The organism is Rubidibacter lacunae KORDI 51-2 (assembly GCF_000473895.1).
GTDB classification, from domain to species: domain Bacteria; phylum Cyanobacteriota; class Cyanobacteriia; order Cyanobacteriales; family Rubidibacteraceae; genus Rubidibacter; species Rubidibacter lacunae.
The window spans coordinates 33494-48828 of sequence record NZ_ASSJ01000008.1 but is presented as its reverse complement, the minus strand read 5'-3'; the positions used below and the strand labels follow the sequence as shown (position 1 = coordinate 48828).

At 58.2% G+C, this 15335-nt stretch carries 15 protein-coding genes; 8 read left to right on the top strand and 7 right to left on the bottom strand.

Features of this window, described 5'->3' with window-relative positions:
• Positions 1-4: 4 nt before the first annotated feature.
• From tuf to KR51_RS02500, 3 genes are all read left to right on the top strand, one after another.
• Positions 5-1234, top strand: coding sequence for an elongation factor Tu (tuf, locus tag KR51_RS02510; protein ID WP_022604486.1), 1230 nt, complete (start codon positions 5-7; stop codon positions 1232-1234).
• 108 nt (positions 1235-1342) lie between these two features.
• Positions 1343-1660, top strand: coding sequence for a 30S ribosomal protein S10 (gene rpsJ / locus KR51_RS02505; protein ID WP_015193495.1), 318 nt, complete (start codon positions 1343-1345; stop codon positions 1658-1660).
• 91 nt (positions 1661-1751) lie between these two features.
• Entirely contained in the window at positions 1752-2390 is a 639-nt protein-coding gene (locus KR51_RS02500; RefSeq protein ID WP_040654912.1) for an LON peptidase substrate-binding domain-containing protein, read from the top strand.
• Between the two features lie 56 nt (positions 2391-2446).
• On the opposite strand, the gene pheA is transcribed toward KR51_RS02500, so the two are convergent.
• Entirely contained in the window at positions 2447-3319 is an 873-nt protein-coding gene (gene pheA / locus KR51_RS02495; protein ID WP_040654910.1) for a prephenate dehydratase, read from the bottom strand.
• A gap of 206 nt (positions 3320-3525) precedes the next feature.
• Here pheA and KR51_RS02490 point away from each other — a divergent pair, with 206 nt between their 5' ends.
• From KR51_RS02490 to KR51_RS02475, 3 genes are all read left to right on the top strand, one after another.
• Complete coding sequence (locus KR51_RS02490; RefSeq protein WP_022604479.1) at positions 3526-4107, top strand: DUF1997 domain-containing protein; 582 nt, start codon at positions 3526-3528, stop codon at positions 4105-4107.
• A gap of 183 nt (positions 4108-4290) precedes the next feature.
• Positions 4291-5571 carry a histidine--tRNA ligase gene (gene hisS, locus KR51_RS02485; protein WP_022604477.1) on the top strand — a complete coding sequence of 427 codons (1281 nt, stop codon included), beginning with the start codon at positions 4291-4293 and terminating at the stop codon, positions 5569-5571.
• A gap of 119 nt (positions 5572-5690) precedes the next feature.
• On the top strand, positions 5691-7799 hold the full coding sequence (locus KR51_RS02475) for a hypothetical protein (protein ID WP_022604475.1): 2109 nt from the start codon (positions 5691-5693) through the stop codon (positions 7797-7799).
• 432 nt (positions 7800-8231) lie between these two features.
• Here the strand turns inward: KR51_RS02475 and KR51_RS02470 are convergent, their stop codons facing one another.
• From KR51_RS02470 to pyrF, 3 genes are read right to left on the bottom strand one after another with little or no spacing between them, the layout of a single operon-like run.
• Positions 8232-8855 carry a class I SAM-dependent methyltransferase gene (locus KR51_RS02470; protein WP_022604471.1) on the bottom strand — a complete coding sequence of 208 codons (624 nt, stop codon included), beginning with the start codon at positions 8853-8855 and terminating at the stop codon, positions 8232-8234.
• A complete protein-coding gene (locus KR51_RS02465; RefSeq protein ID WP_022604469.1) occupies positions 8855-9532 on the bottom strand; it encodes a hypothetical protein in 678 nt (225 codons plus the stop codon). The genes KR51_RS02470 and KR51_RS02465 overlap by 1 nt, the downstream gene beginning before the upstream one ends.
• A complete protein-coding gene (pyrF, locus tag KR51_RS02460) occupies positions 9529-10227 on the bottom strand; it encodes an orotidine-5'-phosphate decarboxylase (protein WP_156914935.1) in 699 nt (232 codons plus the stop codon). The genes KR51_RS02465 and pyrF overlap by 4 nt, the downstream gene beginning before the upstream one ends.
• Positions 10228-10719: 492 nt before the next feature.
• Here pyrF and KR51_RS02455 point away from each other — a divergent pair, with 492 nt between their 5' ends.
• Positions 10720-12168: a sensor histidine kinase gene (locus KR51_RS02455; protein ID WP_022604466.1), complete on the top strand. Its 1449-nt coding sequence runs from the start codon at positions 10720-10722 to the stop codon at positions 12166-12168.
• A 212-nt stretch (positions 12169-12380) separates the two neighbouring features.
• Here KR51_RS02455 and KR51_RS17195 read toward each other — a convergent pair whose 3' ends face one another.
• The 3 genes from KR51_RS17195 to KR51_RS02430 all read right to left on the bottom strand — a co-directional run bounded on the left by KR51_RS17195 (position 12381) and on the right by KR51_RS02430 (position 14482).
• Positions 12381-12941, bottom strand: coding sequence for a hypothetical protein (locus KR51_RS17195; RefSeq protein ID WP_156914929.1), 561 nt, complete (start codon positions 12939-12941; stop codon positions 12381-12383).
• A gap of 303 nt (positions 12942-13244) precedes the next feature.
• Positions 13245-13382: a hypothetical protein gene (locus KR51_RS02440; protein WP_156914928.1), complete on the bottom strand. Its 138-nt coding sequence runs from the start codon at positions 13380-13382 to the stop codon at positions 13245-13247.
• 752 nt (positions 13383-14134) lie between these two features.
• Positions 14135-14482 carry a hypothetical protein gene (locus KR51_RS02430; protein WP_156914927.1) on the bottom strand — a complete coding sequence of 116 codons (348 nt, stop codon included), beginning with the start codon at positions 14480-14482 and terminating at the stop codon, positions 14135-14137.
• A 131-nt stretch (positions 14483-14613) separates the two neighbouring features.
• Here KR51_RS02430 and KR51_RS02425 point away from each other — a divergent pair, with 131 nt between their 5' ends.
• The gene (locus tag KR51_RS02425; protein ID WP_040654859.1) at positions 14614-15066 is read left to right on the top strand and encodes a helix-turn-helix domain-containing protein; all 453 of its coding nucleotides are present in this window, start codon (positions 14614-14616) and stop codon (positions 15064-15066) included.
• Positions 15067-15335: the final 269 nt, after the last annotated feature.

Sequence of the window (15335 nt, the reverse complement as noted above, 5' to 3'; positions counted from 1 at the left end):
GATCATGGCACGCGCTAAATTCGAAAGAACCAAAGATCACGTCAACATCGGGACCATCGGTCACGTCGACCACGGGAAGACAACGCTGACGGCGGCGCTGACGATGACACTTTCGGCAACCGGCCGCGCCACGGCCAAGAAGTACGAAGACATCGATGCCGCTCCCGAAGAGAAAGCTCGCGGAATTACGATCAACACCGCTCACGTTGAGTACGAGACGGATAACCGTCACTACGCTCACGTGGACTGCCCCGGTCACGCCGACTACGTGAAGAACATGATCACGGGTGCAGCACAGATGGATGGTGCGATTTTGGTCGTATCGGCAGCGGACGGACCGATGCCGCAAACTCGCGAACACATCCTGCTGGCGCGTCAGGTGGGCGTTCCGAGCTTGGTTGTCTTCCTGAATAAGCAGGACCAAGTGGACGATGAGGAATTGTTGGAACTCGTAGAGCTAGAAGTGCGCGAGCTGCTCAGCGAATACGACTTCCCAGGCGACGATATCCCGATCGTGACGGGCTCGGCACTGAAGGCCGTGGAGGCACTTACCTCGAACCCCAAGATCGAGCAGGGTTCTGACGAATGGGTCGATAAGATCTACGCTTTGATGGAGTCGGTAGACGAGTACATCCCGACACCCGAGCGTGCAGTTGACAAGCCGTTTCTAATGGCAATTGAGGACGTTTTCTCGATCACCGGTCGTGGGACGGTAGCCACGGGACGCATCGAGCGCGGCAAGGTCAAGGTCGGCGAAGAAGTCGAGATGGTAGGCTTGGCGGACACGCGCAAAGTGACCGTCACCGGCGTCGAAATGTTCCAGAAGACTTTGGACGAGGGCATGGCTGGCGATAACGTTGGCGTGCTGCTGCGCGGAGTGCAGAAAGACGAGATCGAACGCGGCATGGTTTTGGCCAAGCCCGGTTCGATCACGCCGCACACTGTCTTCGAATCCGAGGTCTACGTCCTTAAGAAAGAAGAAGGCGGCCGTCACACGCCATTTTTCCCGAACTATCGCCCGCAGTTCTACGTGCGGACCACGGATGTAACGGGGACGATCACGGCATTCACGGCAGACGATGGCAGCCCAATCGAGATGGTGATGCCGGGCGATCGCGTGAAGATGACCGTGGAGCTGATTACGCCGATCGCGATCGAGCAAGGTATGCGTTTCGCCATTCGCGAAGGCGGACGCACGATTGGTGCTGGTGTGGTGTCCAAGATCGACAAGTAACTCGCCAGGCTACACTCTCAAAATATGGGAGGAGCGAGCATTTTGCCGCTTCTCCCTAGTTTTTGAAGTCTCCCGGCTTCGCACTTTTTGAACCTCGAAAATCGAACAATGGCTACTATTCAACAGCAAAAGATTCGCATCCGTTTGAAGGCGTTCGATCGCCGCTTGCTCGATACCTCTTGCGAGAAAATTGTCGATACAGCTAACCGCACCAATGCCACAGCAATCGGCCCGATTCCGCTCCCGACTAAGCGCAAGATTTACTGCGTCTTGCGATCGCCCCATGTGGACAAGGACTCGCGCGAGCATTTCGAGACGCGCACCCACCGTCGCATCATCGACATTTACCAACCGTCTTCAAAAACTATCGACGCACTCATGAAACTGGACTTACCAGCTGGGGTCGACATCGAAGTGAAGCTTTAGAAAAGCCTGTTTTTGCGGGTGCTTGGAGCGCAAACACTATCGGTAGATCCGTTAAAGTAGGGGAGGAGTTCTTTTCTCTGTGATGAGCGACATGGTTCCCTCCTCGATCGCGGTTCGCGAGCTGCCGCTGTTTCCATTGCCGGATGTCGTGCTGTTCCCGGAGCGACCGCTGCCACTGCACATATTCGAGTTTCGCTATCGGATCATGACGAATACGATTCTTGATAGCGATCGTCGCTTCGGCGTTTTGATGTTTGACCCGGCGAAGGGACAGAATGCATCCGTGGGTTGCTGTGCAGAGATCGTGAACTTTCAACGCTTGCCAGACGACCGCATGCGAATCATGACTAAGGGGAAACAGCGTTTCCGCGTATTAGAATACGTGCGCGAGAAGCCATACCGGGTGGGTTTAGTCGAGTGGCTTGAAGATACTCCACCTGTAGGCGAGTTACAGCCGCTAGCCGATGACGTGGCGAAGCTCTTGAACGATGTGGTTCGCCTGTCAGCAAAATTGACCGACCAAAAAATCGAGTTGCCCGACGACCTGCCGCGTCTACCTTGCGAGCTGTCATTTTGGGTCGCGAGTAACTTGCATGGCGTTGCGGCCGAGCAGCAGGCGCTTCTGGAGATGCAAGATACGGGCGAGCGCTTGCAACGTGAAGCGGAAATCCTCGGAACCACGCGCAGCCATTTAGCTGCGCGCACGGCCCTTAAAGATGCTCTTAGTTAGGCTTTTCCGCTTGCTCTCTCACTTTACGGACGGCGGTGGTCAACCAGTTCGAGCTGCTAGCAGGTCTGGATAGAGCAGGTATATCGCGTCGATCCGGTTGGCAGCAAATCGTAGTTGCCGAAGATTTTGAGCACTTCCGTATGGACCGGCAATGCGTTGAGCGCGGCGCGGACGCTTGTATCCTGCATATCACCTTCGAGATCGACGAAGAAGAGGTATTCGCCCAGGGATCGTTTGGTCGGGCGCGACTCGATGCGGGTGAGGTTGAGACCGCGCTCTGCAAAAACGGCAAGCGGTGCGACTAAAGAACCCGGGCGATCGGGTGTGATGAATGCAAGCGATAGGAGCCTGCCCGTTCGGCTTGGCGCGCGCGACACGGCCCAGAACCGAGTGCAATTGTCGGGATAGTCATTGATACCTCGGGCGAGAATGGGCAGCTCGTGGAGCTCGGCAGCGCGGACAGAGGAGATCGCGCTAGAGCTCGAGTCATCGCGCAAGTGACTGACGGCTTCGATGGTGGAAGCCGTCGGGATTAAGCGCGCCTGAGGTAAAGATATTTCCAGCCAGTGCTGGCATTGGGCGAGGGCTTGAGGGTGCGAGTAGACGACGCGGACGTCGGACAGGGAGGTGCTGTACGAGAGCAGGGCGTGGGCAATAGGCAACACGATCGCGTGCTGAATTTGCAATCTATCGAGCTGCCAGAGCATGTCGAGCGTGACGGTGACACTGCCTTCGGTGGAGTTCTCGACTGGGACGACCGCGCAATCGACCTTACTGTCAGCTACTGCCTGTAGCGACTGCGCAATGCTCGGATAAGGCTTTAGGATTGCCGTGCAGTGGCGGACGTCAGCCAACCAGCTTTGGTAGGTCAGGGCCGCTATTTCGGCATAGGTGCCGGGCGGTCCGAGGTAAGCGATCGCGACCATAATCCACGGGCCTTGACAGGTGAGGAAATACAGCTCGTTGTCCTGCAGAGCAAGGCCGCGGCAACGTATGCTTAATAAATATAGTAGAGTCGATTTCTTCACCCTTTGGCTTTGGAATGACGAGAATTTCCAACCTCAAGGTGGTAATGCTCCCGAGACCGGGAAAAGTTGGCACAAGTCAATATGACCCTAAAGAAACTTTACTTTATATGAAAACGACCCGGTTTGCTGCAGTCGAATCCGTCGAGCTAACCATCACCAACGAGCAGGTGCCGATCTGTCACTACCTGCGTCAACCGCAGCGCCTGGTCCGGGCGATCGCGAACCCGAAGCTCATACAGGTGTTGGGGCGAGAGCGGTTCCAGTTGCGGTTGCGTCCGGTCGATTTTCTCGACCTCTATCACTTTCAGCCGATGGCAATTCTGAGCGTAACCGCAGGAACAGATGGAACGGTGTGGGTACGCTCGGAGGAATCGAAGATCGTCGGTAACGACTACATCAACAATCGCTTTGCGCTGCAATTGCGCGGCAAACTAGTGCCAGGGACAGCGGAGAGCAAAACGGTCTTACGCGGGCGCGCGGAGTTGATCGTGGATGTGGAGCTACCGCCGCCGCTGTGGTTGATGCCGCGCGGACTAGTGGAGACAACAGGCAACGGATTGCTCAAGAGCGTGCTGCAGCGAATTAAGCAGCGAATCTTGACGCAGCTGGTGCGCGACTATTGCGAGTGGACGCGCGACCCCGAGATGGGGGCAACCAAGTCGACAGCACCGCATCCGCAGACAACGTAGCATCGGATGACGACAACGAAGTATCGGAGAAGTATCTGGGTTAGTTTAGGCGGCGGGAGCACTCCGGGCAAGATGCTCGCGTGGTGATGCATGCCGATGTTAGTACCGTAGGGACGAGCGGGCGATCGCGGGCAAATGCCCCTTTGTTAGGCTGGTTAGGTTCCATTGCGGGATTTTACAGGTATGGGGGCGATTCAGGCTCTGCGAGGCACGCGGGATATTTTGCCCGAAGAAGTGGCGTACTGGCAGCGGGTGGAAGCAATCGCGCGGGGGGTTCTCGATCGAGCGGCATACCGGGAGGTGCGATCGCCACTGTTCGAGCAAACCGAACTGTTCGCACGTGGCATCGGCGAAGCCACTGACGTGGTCGGCAAAGAAATGTACACCTTTCGCGATCGCGGCGATCGATCGGTGACCCTGCGCCCCGAAGGCACGGCCGGCATCGCCCGCGCCTTCATCGAGCACGGATTGCACGCTCGGGGCACGCAGCGGCTGTGGTACGGCGGTGCAATGTTTCGCTACGAACGCCCGCAAGCCGGGCGCCAGCGCCAGTTCCACCAACTCGGACTCGAGCTCATCGGCTGCGCTGCACCCCGTGCCGATGTCGAGACGATCGCGATCGCCACCGATATCCTCCGAGCCCTCGGTTTGCAGCGCCTGCGCCTGCAGCTCAACTCCGTCGGCGATGCTGCAGACCGGCAGCGCTACCGCAGAGCCTTGATCGAGTACCTGACGCCTTACAAAGCCGACCTCGACGCCGACTCGCAAGGTCGCCTAGAGCGCAACCCGCTGCGGATTCTCGACAGCAAGGACGAGCGCACGCGCGCGATCGTGGCCGATGCGCCCAGCATTCTCGACGCGCTTGGTTCGGAGTCCCAGGCGCACTTTACGGCCGTGCAACAGCAATTGAGCGACCTCGGCATCGACTTCGCGCTCGACCCCTGCTTGGTCCGCGGATTGGACTATTACACCCACACCGCTTTCGAAATCCAATCCGACGACCTCGGCGCGCAGGCAACCGTGTGCGGCGGCGGTCGCTACAACGGACTGATCGAACAACTGGGCGGACCTGTTACCCCAGCCGTTGGGTGGGCAATCGGGATCGAGCGTTTGGTTTTGCTCTTACAAGAGCTAACTCCCCCACCCGCGATCGCCCCCGATCTCTACGTGGTCTCGCGCGGCGACCGCGCTGAAGCTCAAGCGTTAGTGCTAGCGCAGAAGCTCCGTCATGCGGGCTTTGCCGTGGAACTCGACCTTAGCGGCAGTGGCTTTGCCAAGCAGTTCAAGCGCGCGGATCGTAGCGGAGCGATCGGTTGTTTGGTGCTCGGAGAGGAAGAAGCTGCCACCGATACCCTCAAGCTCAAGTGGTTGCCCGTCCAGGAACAAACCACCCTCCCCCAGGCGCAACTTCTCGCAACAACTGCGGAACTGCATGCGCGCCTGAATAGTCTGCGCCACCAATAGACTATTTCTTTCTTTGGGGTTTAATTGGGTACGTTGCGAGCGCGTTCAGCAGCAACTTACCCGACTCGACCCCTGCCGTATCTCTGACGGGATCGGCATCCTCCACCCCCGCATGCGACATGACAGCCATACCTTGGGAAGTCCTCATCCGCAGCGCCGGCGACCCCAACTGGCGACCGTTCCCGCTCGACAGGATCCTGTCTTCCGGCACATACGCGATCGCCGCTCGCACGCGACCGAATCAGGACGTGGACGTGCGGATGACGTTTTGCTCGGCGGCTGAGTCCAGCGGCAGCGGAGCCGGTTATCTATTCGAGTCCCAACGCTGTCGCTCCAGTGCGGACGGGTTGGCTCTGCTGATGCCGGATACAGACTTGTTGCCCGGTGAATGGGAATTGGTCTGTCGGGGCGACGTTCTGGCCGAGCTGCTGGGAGAAGGTTGGACGCGATCGCTCGCTTGGAGTGTCGAACCAGAACGCGGGTCTGCCCCGCCTCCACCCAGCTTCGGTAGCGTTCCGACAACGCTTCCCGACCTGGTTGGTCGCTCTGCTGGCGATCCTGGCGATGAGGCCGACCACATGCTTACTCGCGAAGCCCCCGGCGAGTTCGGGGATCGCACCGCAGCGGCTCCGTCCGGCAGCTCCGCTGACCCGTCTGAGGTTTTCGAGTGTGTTGCCGACGACGCTGACGAGGCCTTCTTCATCGAAACCGTACCCGAGCTTGCTGAAGCAAAGCGCGTTGCCCCAGTCGGGGACCTATTGCTCGCGCCGGACGTTCCCGATTCCGATCCTCATTCTGCGCCGCCGTCGGAACCGGATCGGTCGGTGCTGGAAGACTTTGCTCCGCAAGATATCAGCGATCTGCGATCGCACCTACACACCACCATTGACGCTCTGCTCGATGACGCGATCGAGCCGCTGGTTGCTGACGAGACCCAGGACGGCATGCCCGACGACCCGAACTTCAAACCGGAGCTGTATGCACCCAGCAGTCCGGACTGGCGGATCGTTCTGGCTGCCGAGACCTTTACCGGTAGGCACGGACAACCACTGCTTTTGTGCGGTCGCATCGAAGCGACAGACCCACTGGCTGCCGATCGCCTGCAAGCCATGTTGCCGGATTTATACCTTCGCGTGCGCTTGTGGGATTCGCAGACCGCCCAGACCGTTTACACGATCGCGCTCGACCTGCACTCGCGATTGCTCCCGGCAGAGTTCGGACAGACGCTACCCATTCCGCCCGACTGCACCACTCACTTGCTGTTGGGCGAGGTGTTTCTAGAGCAGCGTCTGGAACAGTCCGAACGCCGCCCGCCTGCAACCGAGTCTTTATCGGCGGCGACGCTGGCTCGCCAAGCCTTCACGGTCAGCGTCGATTTTGAGGCGTTAGTCGATGCCGTTCTGGCATCACCCGATGCCGCTGCAAATCCCAGTACTTTTGCTGCGCGCTTGGCCGAAGCGATCGCGTCACCCTTGCCTTCCTTTACCTCGTCGGTTATGCCTCCGCGCTTGAGTCCTGGCGCGGGGCGCTACGTCACCCACACCCCGCAACTGCCTGCGCTACCGGGCGATCGCCATGCTACTCATGGCAACTCCGATCGACCCGACGATCGCCGCAACGGGCACGGCCATGTCAACAATCCTCATGGCAACAATCCTCACATCAGCAGTAACGGCTCCGGGAACGGCTGGGATGGCAACGGCAGCCACGATAACGATTGCGGACCGGCCATTGCAGTACCGGCAGGCGATCGCGCTCCGGGACCGTTTTGGGAAGAGCAGCCCGACCTGCAAGTGAATTGGGTCGACGCCCAGGCAGAATCTCCAGCGCGCCATTTACCAGCGGAGTTCGTCGCGACGAGTACAACGCCGCCGCAAGAGCCGGCCGAACCCGTTCCGCTTCCGGCAATCGAGCTCGATTCTTTGGAACTGCCCTGCGGTCGAGCTCTGACCTTGCGCGTAGCCTTACCCACCGCTGCCGCTGGCATCTACGTCAAGCTGTGGATGAAAGACCGCCACACGCGGAAGATCCTTGACGGTCCGCGCGCTCTTGTCGATTTCGCGCCCGACGGGGATCGCCTGGTAGCAACAACTTACCTGACGGTACCCATCGGCACCCACGCCGTGCGCTTTGAGACAATCGCGATCGACGCCAATTCCCTGCAGGAAAGTCAACGCACCACGCTCGACTGTATTGCAATTCCACCGCTGATGTCGGATTTGTTTTGACGAAGATAGGTAAGCAGAATCATCTAGTGGCAATCCTGCAAAGTGAGGGTGAGGGTGACGCAGAACACTTACTTTGCTCTGCTCCTAACCCAGCACGAGATCACACTTCAGGGTTACCGTGGAGGTGTATCTGGGCGATCGCCCAACCGAGCACATACAACTGAAACAGTTTGTCGACGTGTCGCGTTCCAGTTGCTGGAGTTCGTTGTTGAGGGATTGGTGGTGTGGGTTCAAGTCAATCGCCCATCGCACTCGAGAAAGGCAAAGGCAAGCAGGTTGGACAGGAAGGAGTCGATCGCCTCTTCCCAACCAGTGTTGAAGTCTAGAATGGGGTCGGGCATGGAGAGCGAGAGCGAACTACGTTGATTTTCGCTCGAATTTTCACTCGAACTGCTGCTCGTGGCGATCGCCCTCAGCGAACTGAGCCACTTACTAGGTAGCGGGCGCGATCGCGACTCCCTGATAGAGGTAGCCGGCGAACTTCGCAGTATCCTCGAGGTAAGAATTCTCCAACTGCTCCATGGCAAACTCTGCTGCAATGAGGCGGTCGATCGCACGATCGAGGTGGCAGCCATCAGCAATGCGCTTCTGAATTGGCGTCAGCCGCCGCTGCCAAACGCTGAGGTTCGGCTCGGGACACAGACCGTGTTCCACAAAAAACAACCGTCCGCTTGGTTTGAGCACTCTGCGAATTTCCTGCAGCGAGCGTTCCACGGATGGAATACTACACAGAGTCCAAGTGCTAACCGCGCAGTCATACGTCCCATCCGCAAAAGGGAGCTCCTGGGCATCGGCAGTTTCCAAGGCGATTGCGATCGGTGCCGCCGCGGCGCGCTCCCGCGCCCGTGCCATCATGCCCGGATTCGGGTCGGTGGCCACGAGCGTGCGGACGCTGGGCGGGTAGAACGCAAAGTTCAGTCCCGTCCCGCAGCCGATCTCCAGAACGTTGCCCTCCACGGCAGCTAGCAACTGACGGCGGCGGACCGCCATCGCCTCGGCCGACATGACCCAATCGAGCAAGCGCGGAAACAACACGCGCGAATACAGTTCGCGCATCAGAACGGAGCCTCCTGACGAATGGTCGCGCGCGCCGCCTCCGACAAATCAGCGCGGATCCTGCCGTTACGGCAGTCGTGCAACCAAGTTTTCACCACCTGCCCGACAATTCTGTCGGTAGTATTCAATGGCGGTTGGGGCAAGCTCGCCCCATCGGCCGTCTTTCCCCCCAAACGCGTGAATGCCATTACCAAGCGCCAGCCGCCCCCGCTCGGTGTCAACAACAACCAGTGATACTGCTGAGTAGATACAACAGCATAATTCTGGTAGCTGCGCTCCAACGTCGTAAAGAACACCTGCACCACACCACGATCGCGCCCGAAGATATCAGTTTCCCCCCCGTCCGCACTCAAGGGCAGCGGCTCGAATTCCAGACGGCCGGCCGCAACCACGTGGAAGTCGAACTCGTCATTCGCCAAGCGCGATCGCGCGATCGCGCGATTGGCATAGTTGGGGTAGTCGCGCAATAGCAGCACCATTAGCGGTTCGATTGCATGAGGACAAGCAATCGGCGGCGCGATCGACGAAACTGTCTCCTGGCTGCGGGCAGGCACATTTAAAATTAGCCAGAACGCGATCGCTCCACTCCACACCAGCCCAAACGACCGCCAGCAAAATAACTGCGTTACCGGCCCCAGCAAAGACCGAACGAACACCCAGTGGGGGGAGCAACTCATAGTGCGGCGTCCACCTCCGCACAAACTTGCTGCCACGCCGCTACCGGATCGGGCGCAGCCACGATCGGCCGCCCGATCACCAGATAGTCTGCCCCTGCGCGAATCGCCTCGGCAGGAGTCATTACGCGTCGTTGGTCGCCGATGTTACTGCCGCGCGGCCGAACGCCCGGACAAACGAGTAAAAAATCCTTCCCGCAAACCTCGCGCAACTGTGCGACTTCGCGCGGCGAACATACGGCACCGTCAATGCCTGCATCTCTCGCCAGCAAAGCCATCTGCAGTGCGTAGTCTGGTAGCTCCAGCGGCACCCGCAATTCAAAGGCTAGTGCGCGCGCGTCCAGACTCGTCAGCACGGATACTGCCAGCAGCCGCGGGCGATCGCCGCGATCCCCGAAAGCTGCCACTGCTGCCTGCAACATCTGCATGCCGCCTGCCGCATGCACGGTCATGAGCTCGACCGCGTCGACTGCGCGACAGGCCCCTGCCACCGTATTAGGAATATCGTGCAGTTTGAGGTCGAGGAAAATCTGCTTTTGTCGCTGTCGCAACTCAGTTAGCACGCGCGGACCCGCACCGACAAACAGCTCCAGCCCTACCTTCCAAAACGTTACATCCGGCAAGCGCTCGACCCAGCCCATCGCCGCGTCGAGGGTCGGAACGTCAAGGGGCACGATGAGACGGTCGGCAGCAGGCACGGCCAATTGCCTTAGGTTTGCCATATGCATCTGGTGATTCCACACCACGGGGAAATTTGGTTCAAGTATGAGTTTTGGTTCAAGTACATCTACTTGCTTTTAATAAGGACCGATCGACTGTCGAGACTTAGACGTTCCTAAATATGCCCCCCCGTGAGGCTGTAATCGCTGGGCAGGTGCGGGTTCCCTTCATCAAGGGGGTTTCTACCACTCGGGCAGGCGCTACCTATGTTTGGTAACGCACCTGATACTCGCCCCAGTTGCGCCAATTGAGTTGGTGCTTGCCAAATGGTACGTCCAGGGTGATTTTACCAGCGCGCTGGGATGTTCCTTGTCTGCGGTTGCGTAAGGCTCGGCGTCACAACTGGGAGTCGGAGGCGATCTCGACCACACGGGTTCGGTTCTGCACCTTGGGAATCTACCGATGGGTCGTTAGTATCTATTTAATTCAAAGAATTTCGTCAATTTGCAACGGTCAGGGGAGAGAAAACGGTGCAAGCGGGGTGGCTACCAACCGTCATTGAAGCGATCGCGCAGACAGATAGCGATGCAGTTGCAGGTATGCCAGCAGATGCATCCGAGCTGGCAGCAGCTCGCCGCGCGTACCGCGAATGGACGGCAGCCGTGGTTGCTCTCGGGCAGCTGATCGCAGAGTCGGCAACATCGGGAGTCGTGTTGTCGGGGCCGTCTCCGTTACTAGCTACAGAAGTGCTCGGACCGACCTGGCACGCGGCGGCTTTCGTACCAGCCGACATGCAGCGCCGACAGCTGCCGGGAGCCACAACTGTTCCAGCCGGGCACCGGGCGATCGCGCTACCACTAGCACCGGGCGATCCGCTGGGAGCCGAGTGCTTCGGGCTCGTTATCTGCGATCGCTTCTGTCTGACCCTCGCTCTGGGACTGACGGCAACGGGCGCGATCGCGTTTCAATTTTCGTTTGCACCGGAAGCTGCACGGGTCGCATGGGCCAACTTGCAGCCGCGCGTCGCGGCTGCTTGTCCGGAACGAGCGGCCGCACTGTCAGCAGCTTGGGCGGCACAGCCGCAACCGCAACCGGATTACCGCCTCGTGACGCAGTTCGCACGCCGGATTTTGCAAGCACTGCCCTCTGATGATGCGGTACCTGAGCGACCGACAATGCCCGCAACATCGCGCGAGCTGGAACTGCTCCAAGCATTCACTCACGAAGTGCGAACGCCGCTGGCAACCATTCGGATCTTGGCGCGCTCCGCACTCAAGCGAGCGGAACTCGACGCAGGCATAGCCAAGCGACTGCAGGCGATCGACCGCGAATGTACCGCGCAGATCGAGCGCATGGAGTTGATTTTCCAGGTAATGGAGCTAGACAGCAAGTCGCACCGCGATCGGTCGCGGCCGGCGAAGGTCCGCTTGGCACCTGTTGCCTTGGAGCGTGTCTTACAGCAGAGCATTCCCCACTGGCAGCAGCAAGCACGGCGGCGCAACGTCGCGCTTAGCGTAGCGTTGCCTGAGACGCTCCCGGCAGTCGTCAGCGACCCGGCTTTGCTCGATCGCATTCTGACCGGGTTGATGGACTGCTTCACCTCGGGTATTCCAATTGGCGCGCAGGTCCAGGTGCGCGTGACAACTGCCGGCGATCGCCTCAAGCTCCAGGTCCGCGCCAAAGGAGGCTGCATGCTCGCGCGCACAGGCGAGGCTCAGCCGTCACCTAAACTTTTGGGACGCGTGCTGCTGCTGCGTCCGGAGACGGGCGGGTTGAGCCTCAACTTGGATGCAACCAAGCACTTGTTCCAGATAATCGGGGGCAAGCTAACAGTTCGCCACCATCCAGACGCCGGTGAGGTCTTGACGATCTTCCTACCTTTGAACGAAGTCGCCAGTGCAGCCTCACCGCCAGCTCTCGCAAGGGAAACTGAGGTAGCTGCGTCCGAGACTGTCTCGACTTCTGACTTTACCCGCTAAGTTTGCAACAATCGCACAGCAAAGGTTTCAAGCCTTATAACGATCTCCAGCCAGCTGAGGCTGTAGAGATCCCAAAACAGGGCAATAAGGCTTTCGAGTGCCCCGAAGACCTGTCGATCTTACTCGCCCAACGATATAGGACAAACCTCTCGGCACGAGGATTGCTCGGTCGCGGGGGCAACGTCGTGCAGGATGTGAACCAATCGCAGTGCCTAGGTGGCGTCAGGCAACAGGTCGAGAGGCGGGTCGATCGCGGTGGACTGCCAGCGCTCGGAATGGCAGTTGGCACCAGCGAGGTTGGGAATTCCGGCTAGCGCGAGCGTGGCGCGGCGCTTGCTCTTGGTTTCGGCTTTCATCATGGCATTAGCCTTGGCTTGACCGGTCAGGGGTTTGCCATCCCGCCCAACCAAGGGCACGACGGCGGTTGCTTCTTCGCTGCGACCGGCGCGATCGGTGGCAACGCATGTGACGTAGCACATTTCGACATCCTGGTGTCTCCCGACGATGCACGTGCTAATACCTTGCAGGGCGCGCAACTGCGCCGTACCGTTGGCATTGAGATACAGACTCATTTTCCCGTCTTGCAGGATGTAGTCGAAGGGGCGCGTGACAGGGTCGAGACCGAGAGCGCGACAAATTGCAACGTTGTATTGCAAACGCTCGATTTCGGTGAGCGCGCGCAAGTCACCTTTGAGGATGGCTTTCTCGATCGCGGCGGCAGGCGTATTGGTTCGACTGAGGCCACTAGTGCGGCTTGGAGTCGTTGCGCTCATGACGGCGTTCTCGCTGGCGAATGAAGTATAGCGAACTATTGTACTAATCATGCTCGCCTCTGCCAAGTCAATGCGATTGCTCGCCGCAAACATTCAAAACACTCTGCCCGATCGCGCCAGAACGAAATGGTGGGGCTAGGCGCTTCAGTTGCCAGCCAAATTGCCTTGCCGGTTCCTTCCGCGGGCGAGCACGTGCCGTTGACCATGCCCATATTGGTCCTGACCCAGACCGGACGCTTAGCATTCACGACATGCCTGGGCTTGCAAAGCTTGCGCCAGCATAATCTTCGCGCCGTTCATGGCCTATTTTGAGAAACGGTAGCTCGACATTGCCTGCATCAGGCTTGCGAAGATGCCCGCACCGCTCGACAACTTGACGAATTCAGTATCGTCAGACTGCTCCAACAGGCGAAATTCTGCCCGAAGCTGCGGATCGTCCAAAAGATATTGGTATTCGTCTCCGATTGCAGCGACTCGCGCGGGGTGTAAGAATCGTGACGACGCCGTCATTATCCGGATTGACCCCGGAGTTGTCGATTGGCACGTCCAAACAGACTATGCGTTGGGTCAAGGTGGCGATCGATCGATGGAGCGATCGTTGCCGACGTTGAGTTCGAACGGAATGCCATTTCCACCCAAGCGATCGGTGGCTTGATATTAGCTCCGCGTAAATAGGGCTTGCTGAAAAAGTTCACAAAGTGAATTTAGGGGACAGAGAGCTCATGAAATCAGGCTTTCGCCATCTAGACCCAGATTTTCGCCCCTAGATCTCGGCTCAAGTGCAAGGGTTTTGAGGTACTAGCAACCATAACCTTGCACTTCTCTGATGCAAAAAACGCTGGAACCTTTTCGATGAAACAATTCCAGCCTTTTTCAGCAAGCCCTAGATATTTTCCATACCTAAATCTTCAGATGAAGATGCTGCAGGATTTGCTGTTATTTGACTCGGATAGTGTTCTGGAGGATTTGGTATATCGGGTTCCCTCAAACGATCGCACCACCACGATCGTCTAGTAGCATTTTTCCGACAGGCTTTGGGCGATCGCGAAACCTACCTCGCGATCGCCGCCCGTTCCGAGCACTCGCTTGACGCGTTCGGGATTCGTTTGAATAAGACTCGCAGCTCTGCCCTCACATCTTCAGTTGACCTATTATTTCATAAGTAGTGGTGGCGATTCAAAGTCTTTAAATCCCTACATTTTAACCACGTAAGAAGTACCTATTGGCAACAATATGTTTTTCGAATTCCTAAAAAAAGATAGGCTCTTTCTGACTAGCCTTGAAACCCGCTGTCGCTCGGCATTTTTTGAGACGTTCGACATGATTGTTTTGCCAAATTTCTTTCCAAATTGAGCAATGTCATTGATTGGGAATAACATTTTTGTAGGCTTGCCAAAAGGGATGAGTTTCACCTTATATCGAGAGAATTCAGAGCTATTTGATGAGGGAGGTGCATCAATTTGCCAGCCCTTGGGTTGGATTGTCTGCCTCCCATCTTTAGCCCCTGAAATTTTCAGCCGCTGGTCAATTTGCTTCATCATTGACTCCGCTCCTCCCGAGCCGAATTCATATACATTCCCATTTTGCAAGTATCTGTAGTTGGAGATGCTCATGCGAAATCCAGGAAAATGTGATACGAGTAGTAGGTGTCAGGTTCGCGAGATGATTCATCATGCCTGGAAAGCTCCACATCGATATCGCTGAGTCCGCTGAAGAACTGCGCTCCCTCCTCCTCTCCACCTCCAATGCCCGAGTCAAGGAAAAGCTGCAGGCTCTCTACTGGCTCAAGTCCGGGCATGCTTCCCAAGCAACCCAGGTTGCCAGCCTCCTCGGACGCACCCGCGTCACCGTCTCGCGCTGGCTCAGGGACTATCGTGGCGGCGGCTTGAGCGCCCTCACCGAGCCCAAGCCGCGCTCCGGTCGCCCGCCAGCGATCTCAGGCGATGCCCTCGCCCAATTGCAGCAAGAGCTCCAGAACGAGCGCGGCTTCTCCAGTTATGTGGAAGTTCAGACCTGGCTCGCAGACGTCTGGGACCTAAAGCTGCCCTACTCTACCGTCCACGACACCGTGCGCTACCGCCTGGGAGCGAAGCTGAAGTCGTCTCGTCCCGTCGACGTCAAATAAGACGCCGATGCCGTGGCAGAGTTAAAAACTGCCCGAGCGTATTGCCCAGGAACTGAAGAGCCGGGTCGAAGCGGTGGTGGACTACGAGTGGGTGCGTTACTGGTGCCAGGACGAGAGCCGCTTTGGATTACACACTGAGACCGGGCGGGTACTCGCCGCTCGAGGGGTGAAGCCCTGGAGCAGGTGCAGTGGAGCTTCCAGGCATTTTTGCTTTACGGAGCGGTGGAGCCGATGACGGAGGAACGCTGCTTCTGGGAGTTCAGCCATCT

Excerpts from the sequence above, each read along its gene's own strand:
- tuf (WP_022604486.1), top strand. The coding sequence starts at position 5 with ATGGCACGCGCTAAATTCGAAAGAACCAAAGATCACGTCAACATCGGG.
- rpsJ (WP_015193495.1), top strand. The coding sequence starts at position 1,343 with ATGGCTACTATTCAACAGCAAAAGATTCGCATCCGTTTGAAGGCGTTC.
- KR51_RS02500 (WP_040654912.1), top strand. The coding sequence starts at position 1,752 with ATGGTTCCCTCCTCGATCGCGGTTCGCGAGCTGCCGCTGTTTCCATTG.
- KR51_RS02490 (WP_022604479.1), top strand. The coding sequence starts at position 3,526 with ATGAAAACGACCCGGTTTGCTGCAGTCGAATCCGTCGAGCTAACCATC.
- hisS (WP_022604477.1), top strand. The coding sequence starts at position 4,291 with ATGGGGGCGATTCAGGCTCTGCGAGGCACGCGGGATATTTTGCCCGAA.
- KR51_RS02475 (WP_022604475.1), top strand. The coding sequence starts at position 5,691 with ATGACAGCCATACCTTGGGAAGTCCTCATCCGCAGCGCCGGCGACCCC.
- KR51_RS02470 (WP_022604471.1), bottom strand. The coding sequence starts at position 8,855 with ATGCGCGAACTGTATTCGCGCGTGTTGTTTCCGCGCTTGCTCGATTGG.
- KR51_RS02465 (WP_022604469.1), bottom strand. The coding sequence starts at position 9,532 with ATGAGTTGCTCCCCCCACTGGGTGTTCGTTCGGTCTTTGCTGGGGCCG.
- KR51_RS17195 (WP_156914929.1), bottom strand. The coding sequence starts at position 12,941 with ATGAGCGCAACGACTCCAAGCCGCACTAGTGGCCTCAGTCGAACCAAT.
- KR51_RS02430 (WP_156914927.1), bottom strand. The coding sequence starts at position 14,482 with ATGATGAAGCAAATTGACCAGCGGCTGAAAATTTCAGGGGCTAAAGAT.
- KR51_RS02425 (WP_040654859.1), top strand. The coding sequence starts at position 14,614 with ATGCCTGGAAAGCTCCACATCGATATCGCTGAGTCCGCTGAAGAACTG.